Here is a 22,283-nt window from a genome sequence, read left to right as displayed (position 1 = left end):
CCTCAATCTCCACCTTGAAGTCGTCCATCAGCAGGCTGAGCTGCTCGATCAGATAGGCGCGGAAGAGGGCCGGCTTGGTCACCGTGACCGCATAGTGGCCCGGTGTCCCGATGCGGGCGTAGGCGCGGCTGGTGCGCGGGAAGGGCTGTCCCGGCGGCCAGTGCAGGCGAAGCTCGGGATAGACGAAGGCGCCGGCCGCACGCACCGCCGGGTCCGGCGGCGGGCCTCCGGCGAGGAATTCCTTCAGGGCTCCCCGAAGGGCCTCGACCGTCTTGCGGTATTCGTCTTCTAGCCGATCAACGATGCCGGCTGCTGCTGTCTTTGATGTCATCGAGGCCTTATAGCGCCGCCGAACCGAGGTTGGCGAGCGCGCGGGATAGACGTGGCCGAGCTTCCCAGCGACAAAGGCGCCCGAAGAAACGCCCGGGCCCCCTGAATGAACCGCCTTTTCTCGATCCTTATCGTCATGGCCATGGTGCTGGGCGTCGCCGTCGGCTGGGGGGTCCACCAGTACGCCACGCCGGCCGCGGCCAAGGCGGTGGCCTCCAACCTTTCCATTGTCACCGACGTCTTCCTGCGGCTGATCAAGATGATCATCGCCCCGCTGGTCTTCGCCACCCTGGTGTCGGGCATCGCCCAGATGGAGGACGCTTCGACGATCGGGCGGGTGGGCGCCAAAACGCTCGGCTGGTTCATCGCCGCCTCGCTGGTCTCCCTGACCATAGGTCTGATCATGGTCAACCTGATCCAGCCGGGCGCCGGCATGCACCTGATCGCCGATCCCGTCGCGCCCGGTGCGGCGGTCGATGTGAGCAAGTTCAATCTGAAGGACTTCGTCACCCACATCTTCCCGCGGTCGATCGCCGAGGCGATGGCCAACAACGAGATCCTGCAGATCGTCATCTTCTCGGTGTTCTTTGGCGCCGCCATTGCGGCCATCGAGGACCGCGCGCCCGCCGTGCTGGCCGTCGTCGAGCAGGTCTCGGCGATCATGCTGAAGGTCACCAGCTATGTGATGAAGACCGCGCCGCTGGCGATTTTCGCCGCGCTTGCCGCCACCGTCTCGACCCAGGGCATCGGGGTGCTGGCCACCTACGCCAAGTTCGTCGGCGGCTTCTATGTCTCGATGCTGCTGCTCTGGGCGCTGCTGATCGCCGTCCTGCTGCTGATCGTCGGCCCCCGGGCCTTGCGGCTGATCCAGCTGGTCCGCGGCCCGGCCCTGCTGGCCTTCTCCACCGCGTCGTCGGAGGCCGCTTATCCCGGCACCCTGCAGGCGCTGGAGCAGTGGGGCGTCTCCAAGCGGGTGGCGAGCTTCGTCCTGCCGCTCGGCTACTCGTTCAACCTCACCGGCACGATGATGTACTGCACCTTCGCGACCTTGTTCGTCGCCCAGGCCTACGGCATCCGGATGTCCGCCAGCGAGCAGATCACCATGCTGCTGCTCCTGATGGTGACCTCAAAGGGCGTGGCAGGGGTCCCCCGCGCTTCGCTGGTGGTGATCGCCGCCACCCTGTCCTACTTCCACCTGCCGGAAGCCGGGCTGGTTCTGATCCTGGCGGTCGACAACCTGCTCGACATGGGCCGTTCGGCCACCAACGTGGTCGGCAACTCCGTGGCCGCCGCCGTGGTCGCCAAGTGGGAAGGCCAGATCGTCGAGCCGAGGACCGAGGACGAGGTGATCGCCGAGAACGCGGCATAGGCTCTCGTTAGGCATGTCGTTTAACGGGGCGTTCGCCTCGACCGCGCTAACTCGCCGGCGAGTAACCCCTGCTTGCCCGAGGCCTCCTTCCCCTTGTCCGACAGCGCCCAGAAACTGGCCCAACTTTCGGCGCGTGTCGCGGAGCTGGAGTCCGAGCGCGAGCTGACGCTGCGCCTCGCCCAGACCGACAGTCTGACTGGCCTCGTCAACCGCGGCGCGTTCACCGCGGCGCTCTGCGAACGGCTCGAGGCGGCGCGGCGCGCCAGCGGGCGCGTCGCCCTGTTCGTGGTCGACCTCGACCGCTTCAAGCATCTCAACGACACCTTGGGCCACCACGCCGGCGACCTGTTCCTGGCGGAGATCGGCGAACGGCTGCGCTGCGACGCCGGCCCCAGCGAGCTGGTCGCCCGGCTGGGCGGCGACGAGTTCGCGGTGATCTGCACGCTCGCCGACAGGGACGCCGCCGAGCCGGCTCACCGCGCGCAACGGCTGCTGGACCTGCTGACCCAGCCGCACTCGATCTACGGCCGCATGGTCTCGCCCGGCGCCTCGGTCGGCGTGGCGATCTATCCGGACGACGCGCCCGACGCCGGCGATCTGCAGCGCTTTGCCGACATGGCGCTCTACCGAGTGAAGACCCAGGGCGGGCGCCGCTGGTCGGCTTTCGACGCCGAGTTGCGCGCCGAGAACCTGCGCCGCCGGACGCTGGAAGCCGAGCTGCGCCGCGCCATCCCTGCCGGCGAGATCGAGCCCTGGTTCCAGCCGGTGGTCGACGCCCGCGACGGGCGCATCACCGGCGTCGAGGTGCTGGCGCGCTGGCGCCACCCCGAGCAGGGCCTGCTTCTGCCCGGAGCCTTCGTGCCGATCGCCGAGGAGCTGGGCTTGATCGGGCGGATCGACGAGGCGGTGTTCGAGGCCGGCTGCGCCCGCGCAGCGCCCTGGGTGGCCGCGGGCCTGATCGAGTCGGTGGCCTTCAACGTCTCGCCCCGCGACCTGCTGGACCCAGCGTTTTCGCGCAAGCTGATCGGCCGGCTCGCCAAGACCGATCTGCCCGCCACGGCGCTCACCGTCGAGATCACCGAGACCTTCCTGCTGCAAGACCTGGCGCTCTCGCGCCGCCACATCGAGCGGCTGAGCGCCAAGGGCGTGAAGATCGCGCTGGACGACTTCGGCACCGGCTACTCCAACTTGCGCGCGCTGATGCACCTGCCGATCCAGACGGTGAAGCTTGACCGCTCGCTGATCTGCGACGTCGCCAAGGATGGTCGGGTCGCCAAGCTGGTCAGCTCCATGCTGCACGCCGCCCGTGCGCTGGGCGTGTGCATCGTCGCCGAGGGCGTCGAGGAAGAGACCCAGGCGATCTTCCTGCGCCACGCCGGCTGCGAGCGCATGCAGGGCTATTTCTTCGCCCGGCCCATGCCCGCCGCCGACATGGAGACCCAGCTGCGCGCCTCCCACGAGCAGGCACCGCGCGTCTTCGAAGCCCAGCCGTCGCGCCGCCGCGCCCGCGCCTGAGTCCGCTGCGGTTTAGGCCGCTGCGCAGCCCCATTGCGAACACGCTTGCCCGCTTGTCTGCGCGCCTGCATGACAGCGCCGATGCTCAAGCTTGCCCTGGCCGCCGCCCTCGCCGGGGCCATCCTCGACGCCCCGCCGGCGCGCGCCGCGTCTCACCACGCCGCGGCCATCGGCTATTCCCGCGACGCGGAGAAGGTGCTGGCCGATGCGCGGGCTGCCACCGGCGGGAACGGCTGGTTCATGCTGCGTGGATGGCACGAGACTGGCCATGTCGCCGGCGTCGCCTATGAGCGCTGGCTCGACCCTTTGAGATTCGGCATGCGGGTGGAGAGCCACGATCCGGCCGGCCTGCGGGTCGAAGGCTTCAACGGCCAGGGCGACTGGATCATCGCGACGCCCGGCGCGGCGCCGGTCACCGGCGACGAGGCCGCTACAGCGACGGCGCGGGGCGAAGCCTTCCTCGGCGTCTACGGATTCTTCTACGCCTCCCGCTTCGACGCCCATGGCCAAGCGCTGGGCGTGCGCCAGGCGGGCGGCAGGAGCTTCGACGTCATCGACGTCAAACCCTTCGGCGGCGACGCCCGCGAGCTGTGGTTCGACCGGAGCAGCCATCTGCTGGGCCGCATCGTCGACCGCACGGGTCCCAAGCCCGTCACCATCGAGCTCGCCGACTACCGCAAGCTCGGCCCGGTCCGGGTCGCCTTCCGCGAAACGATCACGGTCGACCACAATCCCCCCCAGGTGCGCCAGATCGACAGCCTGGTCTTCACCCCCTCCGACCGCGCCCTCTTCAGCCTGCCCCGCACCGAGCCCTAGTCGGGCCGCGACGCACTGGCGTAACAATAACCCGCCACGGTGCGCTGTCGGCGGGAGGATCATCGGATGCGCGCACTGGCCCTGGCGGCGGCCCTGACCCTGGCCGCAGGTTCGCTCGCAACGGCCGCCCCGGCGCCCACGGGCCTCACCGCCACCAACGTCTTCCGTGGGCCGGCCCTGCCGCCTGTGGTCAGCCTCGATGGTGGGGTCTGGATGAAGGGCGACCTGCATATCCACTCGCGCCACAGCAAGGATTCCAGCAACAACCCGATCGCCAAGATCGTGGCTTTGGCCGAGAGCGCGGGCATGGACTACCTGTGCATCTCCGACCACGACAACCACGTCACCGGCGACGTCGCCCACCACACCTGGGCCGACCCGGAGTTCCATTCCGACAAGGTGCTCCTGCTCTGGTGCGCCGAGTGGACCACCCATCGCGGCCACGCCACGACCATCTCGGCCAAGCCCTACGACCACCAGGCCTTCTATGACGTGCGCGACGCCCGCGACACGGTCATCGCCGCGCAGAAGAAGAAGCTCGGCATCCATTTTTCGGCCAACCATCCGGGCACCACCGACGCCTTCATGTTCTCCTACGACATGGTCGATTCCATCGAGGTCTGGAATTCCGCCATCTGGTCGCGCAACGCCATCTCGATGCACATCTGGGACGGGGTCCTGAAGTCGGGCCGCAAGATCACCGGCCGCGGCGGCAGCGACAGCCACCACGGGACGCCCGACACCCCCGAGCAGACCACCAACCTCAGCTACCAGGCGCCGGAGAACAACGTCGGCACGCCGACGACCTGGGTCTACGCCACGGCCCGCACCCGCCAGGCCGCGGTCGATGCGCTGACCAACGGCCGCGTCTCGGTCAGCGCCAATCCCTACGGCCCGCGGGTGGAGTTCTACGCCGACCGCGACGGCGACGGGCGGATGGACATGATGATGGGCGACAACGCCAGGCCCAGCGGCAAGCCGGTGACCTTTCGCGTCCAGCTCACCGGCGCCTTGGTGCAGCCCGCCGCCACCTACTCGGTCCGCGTGGTCAAGGACGGCGGGACCTTCAAGACCCTGCAGATCAGCGGCGCCAGCCCACACGTCGACTTCACCGACACCCCGGCCGCCGACGTGCGCAGCTACTACCGCGTCGAGGTCACCGGCCCGCAGACCCCCTATCCGCAGGTCCCCAAGTCGGCCGCCCTCAGCGGCGACATGGTCGGCCTCTCCAACCCGATCTACTTCAACTACGACCCGAGCTTCTGACGCGTGCGGCGACCCATCGGAATTGCCCGTCCCGGGGACTCTGCCTAGCGTCCAGCTGCAGCTTCGCCGGACGGACCCTTCATGGCTTCCTTCGACATCGACCGCCGCGCTCTCATCGCCGCCGGCGCCCTGGCGGCCACGGCCAGCGCGGCCAAGGCCGAGGTGAAGCGAGCGACAGGACCGGGCTTTCTCTGGGGCACCGCCGGCGCCGCCTACCAGGTCGAGGGCGGCAACTACGCCAGCGACGTCTGGGCGTTGGAGCACATCAAGCCCACCTACTTCGTCGAGCCCTCCGGCGACGCGGCGGATGTCTACAACCGTGTCGAGCAGGACCTGGCCTATGTCGCCTCGCTGGGCTTCAACTGCCATCGCTTCTCGCTCGAATGGTCCCGGATCGAGCCGGAACAGGGCCAGATCTCCTACGCCGGGCTCGACTACTATCGCCGGGTGCTGGAAGCCTGCCACCGCCACAAGCTGGCGCCCGTCGTCACCTACAACCACAACAGCGTGCCGCGTTGGTTCGCCGCGGCCGGCGGCTTCGAGACCCCCGACGGGATCCTGCCGTTCGTGGGCTTTTGCGACCTTGTCACCCGCCACATGGGCGACCTGATCGCCGTCGCGGCGACCCTCAACGAGCCCAATGTCAACGCGCTCTTGTACTGGATCCCACAGCTGCAGGCCGGCCAGGCCGCGCTCGCCGACATGCGTCGCTCGATCGCCGCCAACCTCAATGCGCCGCGCTGGTCCAGCCCGATCTTCGGCGACTTCCACATCCAGCAGCCGATCATGATCGAAACCCACGCCCGGGCCTATGACGCCATCAAGGCCGCGTCCGGCGGCCGCCTTCCGGTCGGGGTCACCCTGGCGCTGAACAACGACCTGCCGCCCCGCCCCGAGAGCGGCCTGACCAGCGGCGTCCAGGCAAAACGCGCTCAGATCCTGACGCCATGGCTGAACGCCCCGGGCGATTGGGTGGGCATCCAGAACTATACCGAAGCCCGGGTCGGCCTGACGGCGGACCTGCCCAACGACCCGGGCGTCGAGGTCACCCAGATGGGTTATCCCTTCGCGCCGCGCGCCCTGGAGGCGGTGATCCGCACCGTCGCAGGCCTCACCAAACGGCCGATCTATGTCACCGAGAACGGCATCGCCACCGAGGACGACTCCCGCCGGGTGGCCTTCATCCGCGAGGCGGTGAAGGGGGTGCTGGCCGCCCGCGCTGATGGGATCGACGTGCGCAGCTACATCCACTGGTCGCTGCTGGATAATTTCGAATGGACCAACGGCTATCGTCCGAAATTCGGGCTGGTGGCCGTGGACCGCCAGACCTTCAAGCGTACGCCGAAGCCCAGCGCCGCCTTCTTCGGCGCGATCGCGCGCACGGGACAGGTCACCTGATCGCCGCCCCGGCCCTGGCCGCCGCGCTCAGCCTCGCGGCAGGCGGCGCGGTGGCCGAGCCTGTGCTGATGCCGCAGCCGAAGGCGGTCGCGTTCGCGCCGGGCGCCCTGCCGCTGACCGCGCCCTTCGCCGCTACGGCGACCGGCTGTCCTCAGCCCCTCATCTCCCACGCCATCGCCCGCGCCCAGGCCGACATCGCCCGCCAGCGCAGCCTGGCCGATCCCTTCGGCGTCGGGCCCGCGCTCACGATCCATTGCCGCAGCGCCGACGCCGGCTACCAGACCGCCGCCGCCCAGGAAGGCTATCGCCTGGAGGTCGACGCCCACGGCGTGCGGATCGACGCCGACGGCCCGGCCGGGGCGCTCCACGCGCTCGCCACGCTGCGGCAGCTGGCTGGGATCGGGACCGATCCAGCCGCCATCCCCTTCGTCCGCGTCGATGACGCCCCGCGCTTCGCCTGGCGCGGCGTAATGATCGACACGGCGCGGCATTTCATGTCGCTGGCCGCGCTCAAGCGCCAGGTCGACACCATGGAACGGGTGAAGCTCGACGTGCTGCACCTGCACCTCAGCGACAACGAGGGCTTCCGCGTCGAGAGCCGGCTCTATCCGAAGCTGCAGGCCGCCCAACACGGCGAGTTCTACACCCAGGCTGAGATTCGCGACCTGGTCGCCTACGCGGCCGATCGTGGCGTGCGCATCGTCCCGGAGTTCGATGTCCCGGCCCACACCGCGGCCATCGCCTCGGCCTATCCGGAGATCGCCGCCGCCGGCGATCCCGCCGACGCCATGGGCGCCTTCGACCGCGCCCTGAACCCCGCCTCAGATGCGACCTACCGGTTCCTCGACGGCCTGCTGGGCGAGATGGCCGGCCTGTTCCCCGACCGCAATTTCCACATCGGCGGCGATGAGGTGAATGACGCGGCCTGGTCGCATGAGCCCACGGTCGCGGCCTTCATGACGGCCCACAACCTCAAGTCCCGCGTGGAGATGGAGGCGTACTTCCACACCCGCATCCGCGCCATGCTGGCCCACCACGGCAAGACGACGGTGGGCTGGGACGAGATCGCCGCTACGCCGATCCCCAAGGACGTGATCGTCCAGGCGTGGCGCAATTCCAACGCCGTGGGCCTGGCCGTCACCGGCGGCCATCCGACCATCGTCTCGTCCGGCTACTACCTCGACCAGCTGATGCCGGCGGCCAGCCACTACGCCGTCGATCCCGTCGACCTTCAGGCCGACGGGATCACCCCGGACGAGGCCGCCCAGCTGCAGAAGATAAGCCCCCTGGCCGGCGGAGCCGCCAAGCCGCTCGAGATCAAGCCCATGCCCCCGCTCTCGCCCGAGCAGGAGAAGCTGGTGTTGGGCGGCGAGATGGCCATGTGGGCCGAACTGGTCACCGACGAGATGCTGGACGCCCGCGTCTGGCCCCGCGCCGCCGCCATCGCCGAGCGGCTCTGGTCGCCGCGCGAGGTCCGCGACCCCGACAGCCTCGTCCGCCGCCTGCCGCTCATCGAAGACGAACTGAACCTCGATGGCCTGCAGAGCGATGCGAACCGCGCGCGGATGGCGGCCCGACTGTCGCCCGACGCGCCGGGCGCCGTGACGATCTTTCTGCAGACGGTCGCGCCCAGCCGCTACGCCACCCACAATCAAGGCCTGCGGGCCATGCTGGCCGGCGTTCGCCACCCGCCGCCGCAGCGTCTGACCGCGCTCGCCGATGCAGCGCCGGTGGACGGCGCGGAGGCCCTACGGTTCGAGAGTTTGGCGAAACACCTCGCGGCCGGGGACCGGTCGGTCATTCCGGCCCTGCGATCCCAGCTCATGATTTGGAGTGGCAATACGCCCCGCTTCATCGAAGCCGCGCACGGCCATCCGGACCTCGAAGCGGCCCTACCGGTCAACGCCGAGGTCGCCACCCTCACGAGGCTTGGTCTGAACGCGCTCTTCGCGATTGAGGCCAATGACACCCTGGACCATCCATCGATTCAGCCGCAGACGGCGCTCTTGGCCCGCGCGCTGGCCGACCGGGCCGCCTCCAGCCGCCCGATCTTCGCCTTCCTGGCCAAGCCGCCGCCCGCCGACCTGCTGATCGCCATCGCCCCGGCCATCGACATCCTGGTCAAGGCCGGCCAGGCTTCCCGCTGACGCCGCCGAGGAACATCCCATGCGCACCATCATGAACGTCCTGTGGTTCATCTTCGGCGGCTGGATATCCGGCTCGTTGTGGATTCTGGCGGGCCTGATCTTCGCCCTCACCATCGTGGGCCTGCCCTGGACGCCGGCGGCGTTCCGGCTGGCGGGGTTCAGCTACTTTCCCTTCGGCAAGATGCTGATCGACCGCGACGACGGGCCGGCGAGCCTTTTGCTGAACGTTCTCTGGTTCATCTTCGCCGGCTGGTGGCTGGCCCTGCACCATCTGGTCCTGGCGCTGGCGCTCGCCGTCACCATCATCGGCATTCCTTTCGCCTGGCAGCACATCAAGCTCGCGCTCGCCTCCCTGACCCCGGTCGGCAAGGCGGTGATCGAGGTCTGAGGCGGGTCCGACGCCGAGTTGGGCCCATGCTTATCCGGGGTTAATCGTTGTCTGGGATGATCCGCCCGCACGAGAGGATCACCCGTTCCAGTGTTGCGTCTGTTCGATCAGGGGCTCGACGAGATGGCCGCCGGGGCGCGCGCCTCGTTTTGGCCGCGGCTAGGCGCCCTTCTGGGCGTCGCCGCCATCGCGCTGGCCTTCCTACCCTGGTGGGCCTGCGCCATCTGGGCTGCCTGCGTGGGCGGCCTCGACATCGTCAGCTGGTTCATCACCCGGGACCAGTTCCTGGGTCGCGCGGTCAGCTGGCGCTCGCGCCTGCAGCATGTCGGCTGCCTGGTGGGCGGCGTCATCGGCTGGGTGACGCTGGGCGTGCTCTTCTGGCGCACCGGTACGACGGGCGGCGCCATCTGCGGGGTGACGGTCTGGCTCTCGGTCATGGGTTTCGCCCAGGTCTACGCCTACCAGTCACGCGCGGGATTCCTGCTGGCCGGGGTGATCCCGGCGGCGGCCATGCTGCTGACCCCCCTGATCTCGCCGAGCCCGGCCATGCACGGAGCCGCGGCCTGGCTGATGCTGGCGGTCAGCGTCGCTTTCTCGGTCTCCGGCGCCCAGCAGACCATGGCCGCGCGGAACCGCTACGAGAAGGCGACCCAGGACCTGCGCGACAGCGAGCAGAGCTACCGCCTGCTGGCCGACAACGTCACCGACGTGATCTCCCTGGCCTCGGCGGATAACGAGCGGCTCTACGTTTCGCCCTCCATCGAGCGGATCCTGAACTTCTCTCCGGGCGAGCTCCTGGCGACGCCGAACTACAGGTACATGCACCCCGATGACACCGAGGCCGTGCAGGACTTCATCAAGTCGGTCACCGAGGAGACCGGAGCGCGGACCATGGACTACCGGGTCTTCGCCAAGGACGGCTCCGTGGTCTGGGCCGAGACGACGTTCACGCGGCTGAAGGACGGCAGCGGCCGGCTGCTGTCGGTTTCGCGCGACGTCACCGAGCGCAAGGCCCTGGAGGCCGAACTGAAGGAGGCGTTGGCCCGCTCCGAAGGCGCCGCGGCGGCCAAGACCGACTTCCTGGCCAACATGACCCACGAGCTGCGCACGCCGCTCACCGCCATCGTCGGCTTCGCCGGCGTCATGCGTCAGTCGCCGTCGCTGAACGCACAGGACGCCCGTCACGCCGGCCTGATCCATGACGCCTCAATGACTTTGCTGGGCGTGGTCGGCGACGTGCTGGACTTCTCCAAATTGGAGGCCGGCGGCTTCGAGCTCGACCCCGAACCCTTCGATCCGGCCCAGACCGTGCGCTCGGCCGTCGCCATCGTCGCCGAACAGGCGGCCGGCAAGGGACTGGCGCTTGAGCTCCGCATCGACGCGCCGGAGCCGGCCCCTGTTCTGATCGGCGACGCGCCGCGCCTGCGCCAGGTCCTGCTCAACTTCCTCTCCAACGCCATCAAGTTCACCCGCGAAGGCAGCGTGACGGTCGACCTCTCGGGAGGCCTTCAGGCCGACCGCTGCCGCATGCGGATCGCCGTGGCCGACTCCGGCATCGGCATCGACGAGGCGCACATCGGCGCGCTCTTCACCCGCTTCACCCAGGCCGACGCCTCGGTGTCGCGCCAGTTCGGCGGCACCGGCCTGGGCCTGGCCATCTCCAAGCAGATCGTTGAGGCCATGGGCGGGCGGATCGGCGTGGACAGCGTGGTCGGCCAAGGTTCGACCTTCTGGCTCGAGATCGAGCTGCCGGTCGCTGCGGCGCACGCTGAGGACCTTGAGCCGGAGGCCGCCCGCGCGGCGCTGGACCGGCCCATGCGTCTGCTGGTCGTCGAGGACAACGCCGTCAACCGCGAGCTGATCACCACGCTCCTCAGTCCCTTCGGCATCGAGATCGACACCGCCTGCGACGGCGCGGAGGCCGTGGAGGCCGTGGGCCGCCATCGCTACGACGTGATCCTGATGGATATGCAGATGCCGGTGATGGACGGCCTCACCGCCACCCGCCGCATCCGCGCCCTCGCCGACCGCGACGTGGCCCGCACCCCGATCATCGCCATGACCGCCAACGTCCTGCCCGAGCAGGTCGCCCGCTGCCGCGAAGCCGGCATGGACGACCACCTCGGCAAGCCGATCAACCTGCCCAGGATGCTCGAAGCCCTCGACCGCTGGACGTCGCCGGCCGAAGACGCCGCCGCTTACTTCGACGCCTCGGCGTAGAAGCCGTCCAGCCGCCCGGGCGCGCTCCAGAACGTCGGATTGAAGGTCCACAGGTCGTCCCACTTGATCGCCGCGATCAGCTGGTCCTTCGGCACGCCCGCCTTCACCTGCTCGCGCGCCCGGCCGAGCAAGGTCCTGAGCTTGCCCTGGAAGGCGACCACTTCGTCACGGGTCATGGGCCGGTCGCCGTGACCGGGGATCGCCTGGTCCCAGTCGAGCTTCAGCACTTGATCGAGCGCGCCGATCCAGCCTGAGATCGAGGCCCCGCCTACATAGTCCAGATTGGGCGCCACCGCGGTCAGCTCGTCGCCGGCGGCGATCACCTTCAGGTCGGGGAAATAGACGATGGTGTCCCCGTCGGTGTGGGCCGGCGTGAAGTGCAGCAGCCGCACGGTCTTGCCGCCCAGTTTGATGTCGTAGGTCTTGTCGTAGGTGATGTCCGGGCTGGCCGGCGCCGTGGCCGTCGGGTTGTTCGGGGGCGGCGTGAACTTCGCCAGCTCCGCCGCCAGGTTCTTCTGGCCCACCACCTTCACCCCCGCCGCCTCGAAGCGGCCGTTGTTGCCGGTGTGGTCGGCGTGGTGGTGGGTGTCGATCAGGTAGCGGATCGGCTTGCCGCCGCTGATCGTGCCCACGTCGCCAACCAGTTCGTCATAGATGGCCTGGCCGGGGTTCTTCGAGTCCACCAGCACCACGCCCTCGCCGGTCAGCCGCACCGTGGTGTTGCCCCCGGCGCCGACGATCATGAACAGCTCCGGCTTCACCGGCTTGATCACCAGCGGCGGCCGCGCCAGTGGGGCGGCGGGCGCGGGCGGCTGGGCCGCCGCGGCGAGCGCCACGCCCAGGCTCAAGGCGGCGGCCAGCGAAAGGCGGCAGGCGAAAGGTCTCATGGCGGGCTCCCCAGACAGCGCGCGCCAAGCTCCGCCCAAGGCCGCGAATTGTCCAGCTTGTCGCGCTCCGCGGCGGAGCCCGGCCAAGCCTCACCGTCCGAACGCGTACCTCAGGCCGAGCGCGGCGGTGATCTGGTCGCGGGACCCCAGGCGCGCGACGATCGGGCTGTCCCCGGCCTTGCCGAACAGGCGCTCGTAGTCGGCGTCGGCCAGGATGCTCCACCGGCGGGTCCAGCGGTATTCGACGCTGGCCAGCGCGCCGCCGGAGGTGAAGGTCCCGTCCGCCGAATAGGGGCTGATCCCGAACGGGCTGCGCGCGGCGTCCGCTGGCGTCACGCCGAAATAGGTCTCGGTGAACTTGGACTCCGCCAGATGCAGGCGCGGGCCGATGCTCAACAGCCACCGGGGATCGTCGTGCACGGCGTCGGCGGCCAGGTCGCCCATCCAGGCCTCGTTGCCGTGCACCCCACGCCGCGCCTCGGCGTGCAGCCTGATGCCGTCCATCGGCCACCACTCGGCGTAGATCCCGGGCTCGATCGCCCAGTCGATCTTGTCGAAGCCGCGCAGCGCGTCGTCGTCGCCGCGGCCCGACCGGTAGCGCGCCACCAGGCCCGCCGACAGGGTGCGGTCGCCCAGGACCTGCAGGCTGGGACTGTCATCCGGCGCGCTGAAGACGGGCTCCGTTCCGGGCCGGAAGAACTGCAGGCTGCCCGACGGGCCCACGCTGTAGGTCTTGGCGCCCATATAGTCCGGCGCGACCTGGGCCTGCACCCGCCCCGCCACGGCCCAGCCGAACAGGGTCATGTTGTCCTCGGGCGCAGCCGCCTGCTGCGCCGCCGCCGCCGAGGCCTGCAGGAGCGCCAACCCGCCCACAACGGCGGAACCCAGAAATACAAGGCGTCTCATGTCGCGAATCTCCCGCCGACGGCCACTTCATCAGCAGCACATTCGCGGCGGTTTGGTTCCTTGGCGCCTCGCAAGACGCCGCCTTCAGCCTGCCGCTGGCCCGAGCGCGGACAGCCCTTGCTCGGCGGAGTCTCTCGAGGCTTACCGGGATCGGCCCTCAGGCGAGGCCCGCCGCCCCGCGCTTTCGGAGCATTGCGCCCAGGCCGGCGAATCCGATGACCAGGAACGCCCAGGCGGAGGGTTCCGGGACACCGTCGATTCCAATGACGGTCCCCTGGGCGGAGGTCCAGGCGGTGTTGGCGCCCACCTGAGTATAGGCGGCGGACGGAGCCAAAGGATTGGCGTCCAGGGGATGGTAGAAGCTGACCTCGAAGTCGTTGGTGTTGGCCGACTCTGTGAAGTCCTGGTCCCCAGGCCCCACGATCCCACCGAACGCCAGCTGACCCAGCGGAACGAACGAGAAGGCGAACTGGCCGCTGAAGGGCAGGTTGAAGCTGTTGACCGTGAGGCCGCTGGTTACGTCGAACACGGCCACCGTGGGATCGAAGGTCACGGTGAAGGAGCCGTCGAGCGTCTCCACCGGCGCCGCCGGCCCGGACACGGCGGTCGGAACGAAGTCGGTCAGGCTGAAATAGTAGGTGCGCGTGATGTCCGCGGCCCAGACATGCGAACCCGCCAGCAGGCCGATCGCCGCGGCGACGCCGCCCATTACCCTACGCATGTCGCTCTCCGATCTGGCCGGGCAAGCTTGACCGTGGCCTGGGTGGCAGTTGTTGCAACCGATGGACGCATATCAAGGTCATACGCCCGCGGCCACGCGCCCAGCGCGGACAGCCCTATTCCGCCGACCCGACCGCCTTCTGGTCGGCGTGGGCGGTGAGCTGGAAGTGTTTGTCCGCCGCCGGATCGAACGTCGGCCGGCCCATGATCCGGTCGGCGACGTACTCGCCGATCAGCGGGCCATGCTTGAAGCCGTGCCCGCCGCCGCCGCTGGCGATCCAGACGTTGTCGAAGTCCGGGTGACGGTCGATGATGAAGTCGTCGTCGGCCGCGCTTTCCATGTTGCAGGCCCGGGTCTCCAGGATCGGGGCGTCGCGCATGGCAGGGAACCGGCGGCCGACATAGTCCGTGCCGATCTTCATCAAGAGCGGCGTGGGCAGACGCTCGGCCGTGTCGGGGTCCTGGGTCACCCCGCCCATGCTCGCCGGCGAATACTTCAGCCCCCGCTCAAGGCTGCCGAATCCATAGCCGCCGGAGATGTGGTCGTGCCAGGCCGGCTGCCTGGGCCAGGAAAAGCGATCGTCGCCCGGCGGCACGCCCCAGTAGAAGTACTCGCTGCGGGTGACGCGGACCTTCGGCGCCATGATCTTCGGAAACACCTTCGGCGACCAGGGGCCGCAGGCGAAGACGAAGGTCGCGGCGCCGACCGCATCGCCGTTGTTCAGGGTCACGGCGGTCATCCTGCGACCGGCCGCCGGGCCGGCCATGGCCCTGGCGATGCGGAATTCGCCGCCCTTCTTCTGGAACACCTCGGAGACCACGATCATCGCCTCGCGGGCCTTGATCACCGCGGCGCTGGTCTTCTCGATAAAGGCGAAGTCGACGTCGTCGAAGTTCATCTGCGGATAGCGCACGCGCAGCTCCGGCTGCTTCAGGATCTCGTAGGGCAGCTTCAGGTCGTCGAAGATCTTGCGCTGCGCCACCAGGCCCGGAAGCCACCGGTCGGCCAGTTCGATGCGGTCGTTGGGATAGACGAGGGTCCGGCCGAATTCCGCCTGCCGCGCGTTCCACAGCTTCAGGGCCTTGACCGCCCAGGCCGAATACATCCCCGCCGCGCCGTAGCCCGAGCGGATCGACCGCGTCTCTCCCGCCGAGGCCGCCCGCGGATTGGCAGGGCCGTACTGATCGATGGACAGCACCTTGAAGCCGCGCTCGCGCAGTTCCAGGGCGGTCCAGCCGCCAAAGGCGCCGGCCCCCACGACAACGATGTCCGGGGAGCCGCCCGAGGCCTGGATCGCCGGCGCCGCTGCTGAAGCCGGCCGCGCCGCCGCGCCGGCCAGGGCGAGCCCTGCCGAGGCCGTCAGCACCGAACGCCTGTCGATCATGTCCCGCGTCCCCTCACGTCGAGGGTCAGTACGCCCATCCGCTCATCCCCGCGCAAGCGAAGACGAAGGGTTTCTGCGTTTCCAAGGTTCAGCGCCCGCCGCCCCGGATCAGTTCCACCTGCGATCCGGCCACTTGCCGGACCTCGCAGACGCCCTCCCAGTCCGGCAGGTGCGCCACGTGCAGGGCCATGAACTCTCGGGCGCTTTCGATCGCCGCCGCCATGTCCGGCAGCTCGAACATCGCAAAGCCGCCGATCACCTCCCGGGTCTCGGCGAACGGCCCGTCGGTGACGGTGAGCTTGCGCTTGCGCACAGCCACCTCGGCGCCGGCGTCGCGCGGCATGAGCCCGCCGTCGGCGATCATCCGCCCGGCCTTCACCTCCCGCTCGGCCATCGCGTGCATGGCCTCCATCAGGGCCGGGGTCGGCCCCGCCTGGCTGGCGGTCTTGACGATGAACATGAACCGCATGGGTCTCTCCTGTAGGGCGCGCCACCCGCGCCGGAGCCCGAAGGACGGATAGCCGCCCGGCGCGCCGACATTTTAGTCCGCGGGCCTGATTCCCCTAGCGCCCGCGGTTGACGAAGCCGCCGGCTCACCGATTGCTGTGGGCGTCTGGGGGGGATGCTTATGGAAGAACCGGCCGGCGGGCGCCTGCGGCGCAACCTCAACTCGTTCGAGGTGCTGCTGCTGACGCTCTCCTGCCTGTCGCCGGTGGTGTCGATCTTCGGCATCGGCGGCGACGTGCTGCATCAGGTGGGCACGGGCGCGGCGGGCCTGTTCGGCCTCGGCATCGCCGCCGCGGTGGTCTGGGCCGTCATCTATGCGGAGCTGGGATCGGCCTACCCCTACGCCGGCGCCGACTATGTGGGCGTGGGCTCCATCCTGGGCGGCTGGGCCGGCGTGGTGACGCTCGCCATGTGGGCGGCGACCGTCGGCCCGTCGCTGGCGTTCACCGCCAAGTCGCTGGCGCCCTATGTCACCGAGCTCGCCCCGGGCCTGCCCGCCGGGCCCATCCCGTTCGTCACCCTGGCCATCGCGGCGGCCATTGCCCTGCTGGGCGTGCGCACCGGAGCGCTGGTCACCGGAGCCTTCCTCGCCGTGGAGCTCGCCGCGGTCGCCGTCCTGATCGGCGTCGGTGTCATCCACCCGGTCCGCGGCCCCGCCGCCTTGATCGCCCAGCCGTTCGCCGTGGTCGGTGGCCACTGGACCGCGGTCCCGGCCGCCGCCCTGGCGCTCGGCGCGCTCAGCGCCATCTACGCCACTATCGGCGGCAACCAGGCGCTGTCCTTCGGCGAGGAGCTCAAGGACCCGCACCGCCGCATGGGCCCGGTGGTCATCGTCGCCTGCATGATCGGCGCCTTCGCCACCGCGCTTCCGGTGATCCTGGTGATCCTCAGCGCCCGCGACCTGCCCGCCGTGCTGGTGAGCCCTGCGCCCTTCGCGACCTTTCTCGCCTCGGCGCTGGGCGCCTGGGCGGGACCGGCGCTTAGCGCCGGGGTGGCGCTGGCGATCTTCAACGCGCTGGTGGCCAGCGTTATGTCCTACGGACGGCTCTATTTCAGCCTGGGCCGCGACCGCCTGTTCGGCGCCGCTGTGGACGGGCTGCTCGCCTCTGTCACGCCCGCCGGCGTGCCCAGGGCCGCAACCCTGGTGGTCACCGCCTTCAGCCTCGCCTGCGCCTTCGTGGACAGCCACATCCTGCTGGTCTTCATGACCGGCATGCTGGTCTATGGCTGGGGTCTCGTCTGCCTGGCCGTCCTCGTCGGGCGGCGCAAGGGCCTGACCGGCGCGCCGGGCTACTGGCGCGCGCCGTTCTTCCCGCTCTTCCCGATCCTGGGCCTGGCCATGGCCGCCATCTTCGCGGTCTCCGACCTGATGGACGCCGACGCCGGTCGCCCCAGCCTGCTGCTCCTTGGCCTTGTCTTCGCCGCGGCCCTCGCCTGGTATCACCTGGTCCTGAAACGCCGCCCCGGCGGCTGGACGCCGACGCTGGAGGAGGCGGGGGCCGGTCCTCGTATGGTGGACGAGCGGTTGGATCGCGAGGTCTAAGGGCGGGAGGCGTCCTTCGGACGCACCGGCTAGGGGCATCGTCAATGATCAGGACTGGCGGCCTCACCACCCTTCTGGCGCTGCTGACCGCGACCTCTGTCACCGCCCAAACGCCGCCGGCGCCACGGCCCGACGACGAGCAGGTCGTTCGGGAATGGCTGCGGCATGAACTCAAGTCGACGGACGTCTCGCCGCCGCACTATACGATAGGCTGGTCCGACCTGAACGACGACGGCCGGCTGGAGGCGTTCGTCTATGTCTCTGGACCCGATTGGTGCGGGACCGGCGGCTGCGACCTGTACGTCCTGGAGCTGACGCGCACTGGTGTGAGGAAGCTGGCCGACACCGGCCTCGCGCGGCCTCCGGTCGCCGTCCTCGAAACCCGCACCCACGGACGCCGGGACATCGCCGTCCTTGTTTGCGGTGGTGGGATCATGCGGTGCTACAGCGCGCGCCTGCGGTTCGATGGCCGCCAATACATCCGCAACCCCACCGACGCCCCGGTCGTGAAGGGCCATCCGCCGCAGCAGGTGGTGATTGGAGATGACGCCGTCCGTTCCAACTAAACAAGGCGTCCATCGGACAGACCGAGCCACAACCCTTGATCGGCATTCCCGGGCTTGTACCGGGAACCCATAGACACCGCGATCGCAGGCAGAGCGAGTGGCGTTATAGGTGGCGAAGCGTCGCTCGAAGAGTTCCGTCCGGAGTCAAAGCTCTTCAAGGTGAGCCTGATTGGCGAGGATGCGACTCTGACGATCGGCAATCGCTACCTGATCCTTGGCGATCCCCATCTGCCTCAGACCTATGACCAGCGCAGCTGCTACCGCTGCGAGGCCGGTCGCCAATGTGGCAAAAACTTCCCAGATGAAGGAAGACCAATAGATCACTCCGCCGGCATCTCGTTCGCCGCCTTGTTCGCCTGCATCTTCTCGAACGCCGCCCACACCCCGTCATTGCCGTGCCACTGCCCGCGGGTCGCCGCCTTCGAGTACTCCGTGCTGCGCGCCTCAAAGAAGTTCGCGTGTTCGACGCCGCTCAGCATCGACTGCAGCCAGGGCAGCGGGTTTTCCCTCGCGCCATAGACCTCCGGCAGCTGCAGTTGGCGCAGGCGCCAGTCGGCAATGAAGCGGATGTATTTCTTGATGTCCTCGGGCGTCATGCCCTCGATCTCGCCGGCCTCGAAGGCCAGGTCGATGAACTTGTCCTCCAGGCCGACGACCGTCTTGCAGCAGTCGATGATGTCGTCGCCGACCGACTTGGTCACCGCCCCGGTCTCGGCGTTGAAGGCGTGGTAGAGTTGGACGATCCCCTCGCAGTGCAGGCTCTCGTCGCGCACGCTCCAGCTGACGATCTGGCCCATGCCCTTCATCTTGTTGTGGCGAGGGAAGTTCATCAGCATGGCGAAGGAGGCGAAGAGCTGCAGCCCCTCGGTGAAGCCGCCGAACATGGCCAGTGTCCGGGCGATGTCGGCGTTGGTCTCCACCCCGAAGCGCTGCATGTAGTCGTGCTTGTCGCGCATCGCCTGGAATTCCAGGAAGGCCGTGAACTCGCTGTCCGGCATGCCGATCGTCTCGAGCAGCAGGGCGTAGGCGGCGATGTGGATGGTCTCCATGTTGGAGAAGGCCGCCAGCATCATCTTCACTTCGGTCGGTTTGAAGACGCGGGCGTAGCGCTCCATGTAGTTGTCGTTCACCTCGACGTCGGATTGGGTGAAGAAGCGGAAGATCTGGGTGAGGAGGTTGCGTTCCTTGTCGTTGAGCTTGGTGGCCCAGTCCTTCAGGTCCTCGCCCAGCGGCACCTCTTCGGGCATCCAGTGGACCTGCTGCTGGCGCTTCCAGAAGTCGTAGGCCCAGGGATAGCGGAAGGGCTTGTAGGCGGCCGAGGGCGTGAGCAGGCCGGGGAGCGCTCGGATGGTGGAGACTGGTGGCTTGTTCATCGCGCGCGCCCTGTCGGATATGGTTTCTTCCGGGTTAAGGTGACCCAAGATGTAGTGGTCGGCAAGCGGCGCCACGCCGCATGTTGCGTTTATCCACGAGGTTGTGATGGACGGTGGATATGTTCTCTACGGGGCGCCCGGCTCCGGTTCGGTGGCCGTCGAGGCGGCGCTGACGCTGATCGGCGCACCCTGGCGGCTCGAGGACGCGAAGAGCTGGAAGGATGTGACCGACAGCGACGAGATGGCGCGGGTCAATCCCATGCGCCAGGTCCCGGCGCTGATCCTGCCGTCCGGGGACCTGATGACCGAGAGCGCGGCGATTCTCACCTGGCTGGCCGACAGCCATCCGGGCGCGGGCCTGGCGCCGGCGATCGATTCGTCCCTGCGGCCACGGTTCCTGCGCTGGATGAGTTTCATCTCCGCCCAGATCTATTCGCTCTACTGGGTGCGCGACGTGCCGAGCCGACTGGCCTCAGGGGCGCAGAGCGAGGCGGTGATCAAGGACCGCACCGCCCAGCGCATCGCCGACTGCTACCGGACCATGGACGCCCAGGTCGCGCCCGCCGGCCGTTTCCTGCTGGGCGACGAGGTCTCGGTCCTCGACCTCTACCTGACCGTGGTGTCGCGATGGGGCCCCAGGCGTAAGGGCTTCTACGCCGCCGCGCCGGGCCTGGCCGAGGTGGTCCGCGCCGTCGATGCAGAACCGCGCCTGGCCGCGCTCTGGGCCGAACGGTTCCCGTTTTCGGAAGGTTGGGAGGGCTAGCTGCCCGGCCGGATGGACAGCGAGAACGCCACCATCGAGTCGGAGCCGGGGTCGACGCCGAACAGCATGTTCTGGCCCTTCACCTCGCGGTGGATGTAGCCGAGCGAGGTCTGCATCGAGCCCTTGCGCCAGCCCACGCCCACCTGGGCGTCGCCGATCAGGGTGGAGGTGGCGTCGGTGGAGAAGCCCGCGCGGTCCCAGCCGGAGTCGCCGTGCGTCATGTTCAGGCCCACCGCGCGGCCGGTGGCGGCGGCGAACAGGTACCAGCGGCCCTTGTCGCCGAAAGCCGTGCCGTCGCGCACGCCCATGGCGTTAAGCCGCTGCTTCAGGCTGGCGTCGGTCTGCATCAGGCGCAGCGTCGCCCCGGCCTCGGCGGAGCCACCGAAGTTGGTCATGCCGACGCCGGCGTGCGGGGTCACATCGAGGCCGAAGCCCTTGCCGTCGAAGGCCAGCGCCGCGGGCCAGTCGCGGGTCACGGCGACCTCATAGGCGTCCGGATCGTACTGCGCACGACCGAGGTTGAGCGGCAGGCCGAGCGGCGTGCGCAGGGCGCCCCCGATGCTGACGCGCAGGGTGTCCACCGGGCCGCCGGCGGCGTCAGGGGACGTGAGTTGGGTCTCGCCGGTCATCCAGCGCACCAGGCCCGCGCCGGGCTGGTAGGATTCATGGTCGATCAGCCGGCTGATCGGGTCGACGGCCTCGCTCGGTCCGCGGGGCGCGAAGGCGGCGCTGTTGAGCAGCACCAGGGCGGCGACCGCGTCGTTCGCGTTGCCGGCCGGCTGGATCTGAGTGGAAAGCGGCGCGACGCCGGTGAGGGCTTGCGCACTCGCGGCGGTCGCCGCGGCGCAGGTCAGGACGGTGGCCAGAATAGCCAGCGGCCGCATCGTCTCGTCTCCCCAGTCCGCAGTCCCAAGCGAGCGGTCCGTCGCACCTGCGATAGAGCGCAAACCGGCTTGCGGTTCCCCACAATCAGCCTAGGCGCCGGCCTGGGCTTTCGCGAGTCAAATCTGGCTATGCAAGCTTCGTGCCGCCCGGCCCGCGCGATTGCACGTTTTTTGGCCGGGCCTGAGCCGGGGCGGCGGTAGGTTTTGAGGGCAATCCCTGCCTACTGGCAGGCGAGACATTCCTCGTAGTCGGTCTTGGCCACGCCCGACATGTCGACCGCCGCATGGGTCTCCCCGCCTGCGTGGCTCGCCCGCTGCACGGACTTGGAGCGCAGGTAGTAGAGCGACTTGCACCCCCGCTCCCACGCCTGCCAGTGCAGCATGTGCAGGTCCCACTTATCGACGTCGCCCGGCAGGAAGATGTTGATCGACTGGGACTGGCAGATGTCCGGGGTACGGTCGGCGGCCAGCTCGACCACCCAGCGCTGGTCGATCTCGAAGGCCGTCTTGTAGACGTCCTTGTCGTCCTGGCTGAGGAAGTCGAGGTGCTGGACCGAGCCCTCGTTCTCGAGGATCGAGTCCCAGACGGCCGGGGTGTTGTTCCCGGTCTGCTCGAGGATGCGCTCCAGGTAGATGTTCTTCACCGCGAAGGTGCCGGAGAGCGTCTTGTGGCTGTAGATGTTGGCCGGGATCGGCTCGATGCCGGCCGAGGTCCCGCCGCAGATGATCGAGATCGAGGCGGTCGGCGCGATGGCGAGCTTGTGGGAGAAGCGCTCCATCATGCCGCGGTCCTCGGCGTCCGGGCAGGGACCGCGCTCGGCGGCCAGCGTCCGCGAGGCCGCGTCGCACTGCCGGCGAAGCGTCTTGAAGAGCCGCATGTTCCAGCTCTTGGCCAGCGCGCTTTCGAACGGCACGTTCTGCTGCTGCAGGAAGGTGTGGAAGCCCATGAGGCCCAGGCCCACCGACCGCTCGCGCTTGGCGGCGTAGACGGCGTTGGCCATCTCCGGCGGCGCGCGGAGGATGAAGTCCTCCAGCACGTTGTCGAGGAAGCGCATGACGTCCTCGATGAAGGTCGGGTGGTCGCGCCATTCCAGGAAGGTCTCGGCGTTGACGCTGGAGAGGCAGCAGACCGCCGTGCGCTCGGCGCCGAGGTGATCCTTGCCGGTGTGCAGCATGATCTCCGAGCAGAGGTTCGACTGGCGGACCGACAGGCCGAGCTCGCGCTGATGCTGCGGCATGGCGCGGTTCACGGTGTCGGAGAAGATCAGGTAGGGCTCGCCGGTCTGCAGGCGGATCTCGA

At 69.0% G+C, this 22,283-nt stretch carries 19 protein-coding genes and 2 pseudogenes; 11 read left to right on the top strand and 10 right to left on the bottom strand.

Annotated features, from left to right (window positions below; translation table 11 throughout):
• Positions 1 to 331: pseudogene (locus tag E8A12_RS12260) on the bottom strand (AMP nucleosidase); the annotation flags it as partial.
• A gap of 105 nt (positions 332 to 436) precedes the next feature.
• Here E8A12_RS12260 and E8A12_RS12255 point away from each other — a divergent pair.
• The 8 genes from E8A12_RS12255 (at position 437) to E8A12_RS12220 (ending at position 11,449) form a co-directional block, all read left to right on the top strand.
• Entirely contained in the window at positions 437 to 1,699 is a 1,263-nt protein-coding gene (locus E8A12_RS12255; protein WP_293369067.1) for a dicarboxylate/amino acid:cation symporter, read from the top strand.
• Between the two features lie 93 nt (positions 1,700 to 1,792).
• Positions 1,793 to 3,214 (top strand): bifunctional diguanylate cyclase/phosphodiesterase, encoded by a 1,422-nt coding sequence (locus E8A12_RS12250; RefSeq protein WP_293369065.1) that lies wholly within the window; start codon positions 1,793 to 1,795, stop codon positions 3,212 to 3,214.
• Positions 3,215 to 3,295: 81 nt separating this feature from the next.
• Positions 3,296 to 4,030 (top strand): hypothetical protein, encoded by a 735-nt coding sequence (locus E8A12_RS12245; RefSeq protein ID WP_293369063.1) that lies wholly within the window; start codon positions 3,296 to 3,298, stop codon positions 4,028 to 4,030.
• A gap of 66 nt (positions 4,031 to 4,096) precedes the next feature.
• Positions 4,097 to 5,296: a CehA/McbA family metallohydrolase gene (locus E8A12_RS12240; protein ID WP_293369061.1), complete on the top strand. Its 1,200-nt coding sequence runs from the start codon at positions 4,097 to 4,099 to the stop codon at positions 5,294 to 5,296.
• Between the two features lie 81 nt (positions 5,297 to 5,377).
• Entirely contained in the window at positions 5,378 to 6,694 is a 1,317-nt protein-coding gene (locus E8A12_RS12235) for a family 1 glycosylhydrolase (RefSeq protein ID WP_293369059.1), read from the top strand.
• A 50-nt stretch (positions 6,695 to 6,744) separates the two neighbouring features.
• Entirely contained in the window at positions 6,745 to 8,841 is a 2,097-nt protein-coding gene (locus E8A12_RS12230) for a family 20 glycosylhydrolase (RefSeq protein WP_293369057.1), read from the top strand.
• Between the two features lie 19 nt (positions 8,842 to 8,860).
• Positions 8,861 to 9,229 carry a YccF domain-containing protein gene (locus E8A12_RS12225; protein ID WP_293369055.1) on the top strand — a complete coding sequence of 123 codons (369 nt, stop codon included), beginning with the start codon at positions 8,861 to 8,863 and terminating at the stop codon, positions 9,227 to 9,229.
• A 90-nt stretch (positions 9,230 to 9,319) separates the two neighbouring features.
• Positions 9,320 to 11,449 carry an ATP-binding protein gene (locus E8A12_RS12220; RefSeq protein WP_293369053.1) on the top strand — a complete coding sequence of 710 codons (2,130 nt, stop codon included), beginning with the start codon at positions 9,320 to 9,322 and terminating at the stop codon, positions 11,447 to 11,449.
• Here the strand turns inward: E8A12_RS12220 and E8A12_RS12215 are convergent.
• The 5 genes from E8A12_RS12215 to E8A12_RS12195 all read right to left on the bottom strand — a co-directional run bounded on the left by E8A12_RS12215 (position 11,428) and on the right by E8A12_RS12195 (position 15,816).
• Positions 11,428 to 12,336: an MBL fold metallo-hydrolase gene (locus E8A12_RS12215; RefSeq protein WP_293369051.1), complete on the bottom strand. Its 909-nt coding sequence runs from the start codon at positions 12,334 to 12,336 to the stop codon at positions 11,428 to 11,430. The two genes, E8A12_RS12220 and E8A12_RS12215, sit on opposite strands and share 22 nt — an antisense overlap.
• A gap of 90 nt (positions 12,337 to 12,426) precedes the next feature.
• Complete coding sequence (locus tag E8A12_RS12210) at positions 12,427 to 13,242, bottom strand: MipA/OmpV family protein (protein ID WP_293369049.1); 816 nt, start codon at positions 13,240 to 13,242, stop codon at positions 12,427 to 12,429.
• Positions 13,243 to 13,399: 157 nt separating this feature from the next.
• The gene (locus E8A12_RS12205) at positions 13,400 to 13,963 is read right to left on the bottom strand and encodes a PEP-CTERM sorting domain-containing protein (protein ID WP_293369047.1); all 564 of its coding nucleotides are present in this window, start codon (positions 13,961 to 13,963) and stop codon (positions 13,400 to 13,402) included.
• 115 nt (positions 13,964 to 14,078) lie between these two features.
• The gene (locus tag E8A12_RS12200) at positions 14,079 to 15,347 is read right to left on the bottom strand and encodes an FAD-dependent oxidoreductase (RefSeq protein ID WP_293369045.1); all 1,269 of its coding nucleotides are present in this window, start codon (positions 15,345 to 15,347) and stop codon (positions 14,079 to 14,081) included.
• 88 nt (positions 15,348 to 15,435) lie between these two features.
• On the bottom strand, positions 15,436 to 15,816 hold the full coding sequence (locus E8A12_RS12195; RefSeq protein ID WP_293369043.1) for a YciI family protein: 381 nt from the start codon (positions 15,814 to 15,816) through the stop codon (positions 15,436 to 15,438).
• 159 nt (positions 15,817 to 15,975) lie between these two features.
• On the opposite strand from E8A12_RS12195, the gene E8A12_RS12190 reads away from it, so the two are divergent.
• Both E8A12_RS12190 and E8A12_RS12185 read left to right on the top strand, forming a co-directional pair.
• A complete protein-coding gene (locus tag E8A12_RS12190) occupies positions 15,976 to 17,397 on the top strand; it encodes an APC family permease (RefSeq protein WP_293369041.1) in 1,422 nt (473 codons plus the stop codon).
• A 44-nt stretch (positions 17,398 to 17,441) separates the two neighbouring features.
• Positions 17,442 to 17,963 (top strand): hypothetical protein, encoded by a 522-nt coding sequence (locus E8A12_RS12185; protein ID WP_293369039.1) that lies wholly within the window; start codon positions 17,442 to 17,444, stop codon positions 17,961 to 17,963.
• 144 nt (positions 17,964 to 18,107) lie between these two features.
• On the opposite strand, the gene E8A12_RS12180 is transcribed toward E8A12_RS12185, so the two are convergent.
• Together E8A12_RS12180 and E8A12_RS12175 are read right to left on the bottom strand one after the other, a co-directional pair.
• On the bottom strand, positions 18,108 to 18,287 hold the full coding sequence (locus E8A12_RS12180; protein ID WP_293369037.1) for a hypothetical protein: 180 nt from the start codon (positions 18,285 to 18,287) through the stop codon (positions 18,108 to 18,110).
• Positions 18,284 to 19,336 carry a ribonucleotide-diphosphate reductase subunit beta gene (locus E8A12_RS12175; RefSeq protein WP_293369035.1) on the bottom strand — a complete coding sequence of 351 codons (1,053 nt, stop codon included), beginning with the start codon at positions 19,334 to 19,336 and terminating at the stop codon, positions 18,284 to 18,286. The genes E8A12_RS12180 and E8A12_RS12175 overlap by 4 nt, the downstream gene beginning before the upstream one ends.
• A 106-nt stretch (positions 19,337 to 19,442) precedes the next feature.
• Between E8A12_RS12175 and E8A12_RS12170 the strand changes: the two genes are divergently transcribed.
• Positions 19,443 to 20,099, top strand: coding sequence for a glutathione S-transferase family protein (locus E8A12_RS12170; protein WP_293369033.1), 657 nt, complete (start codon positions 19,443 to 19,445; stop codon positions 20,097 to 20,099).
• Here E8A12_RS12170 and E8A12_RS12165 read toward each other — a convergent pair.
• A complete protein-coding gene (locus E8A12_RS12165) occupies positions 20,096 to 20,983 on the bottom strand; it encodes a lipid A-modifier LpxR family protein (RefSeq protein WP_293369031.1) in 888 nt (295 codons plus the stop codon). The two genes, E8A12_RS12170 and E8A12_RS12165, sit on opposite strands and share 4 nt — an antisense overlap.
• Positions 20,984 to 21,204: 221 nt before the next feature.
• Positions 21,205 to 22,283 (bottom strand): annotated as a pseudogene (locus E8A12_RS12160) (ribonucleotide-diphosphate reductase subunit alpha); the annotation flags it as partial.

Origin of the sequence: Phenylobacterium sp. (assembly GCF_004799395.1) — a bacterium.
GTDB lineage: Bacteria > Pseudomonadota > Alphaproteobacteria > Caulobacterales > Caulobacteraceae > Phenylobacterium.
Note: the sequence above shows the minus strand (reverse complement) of the source record. Positions and strands in the feature narration are given on the sequence as shown.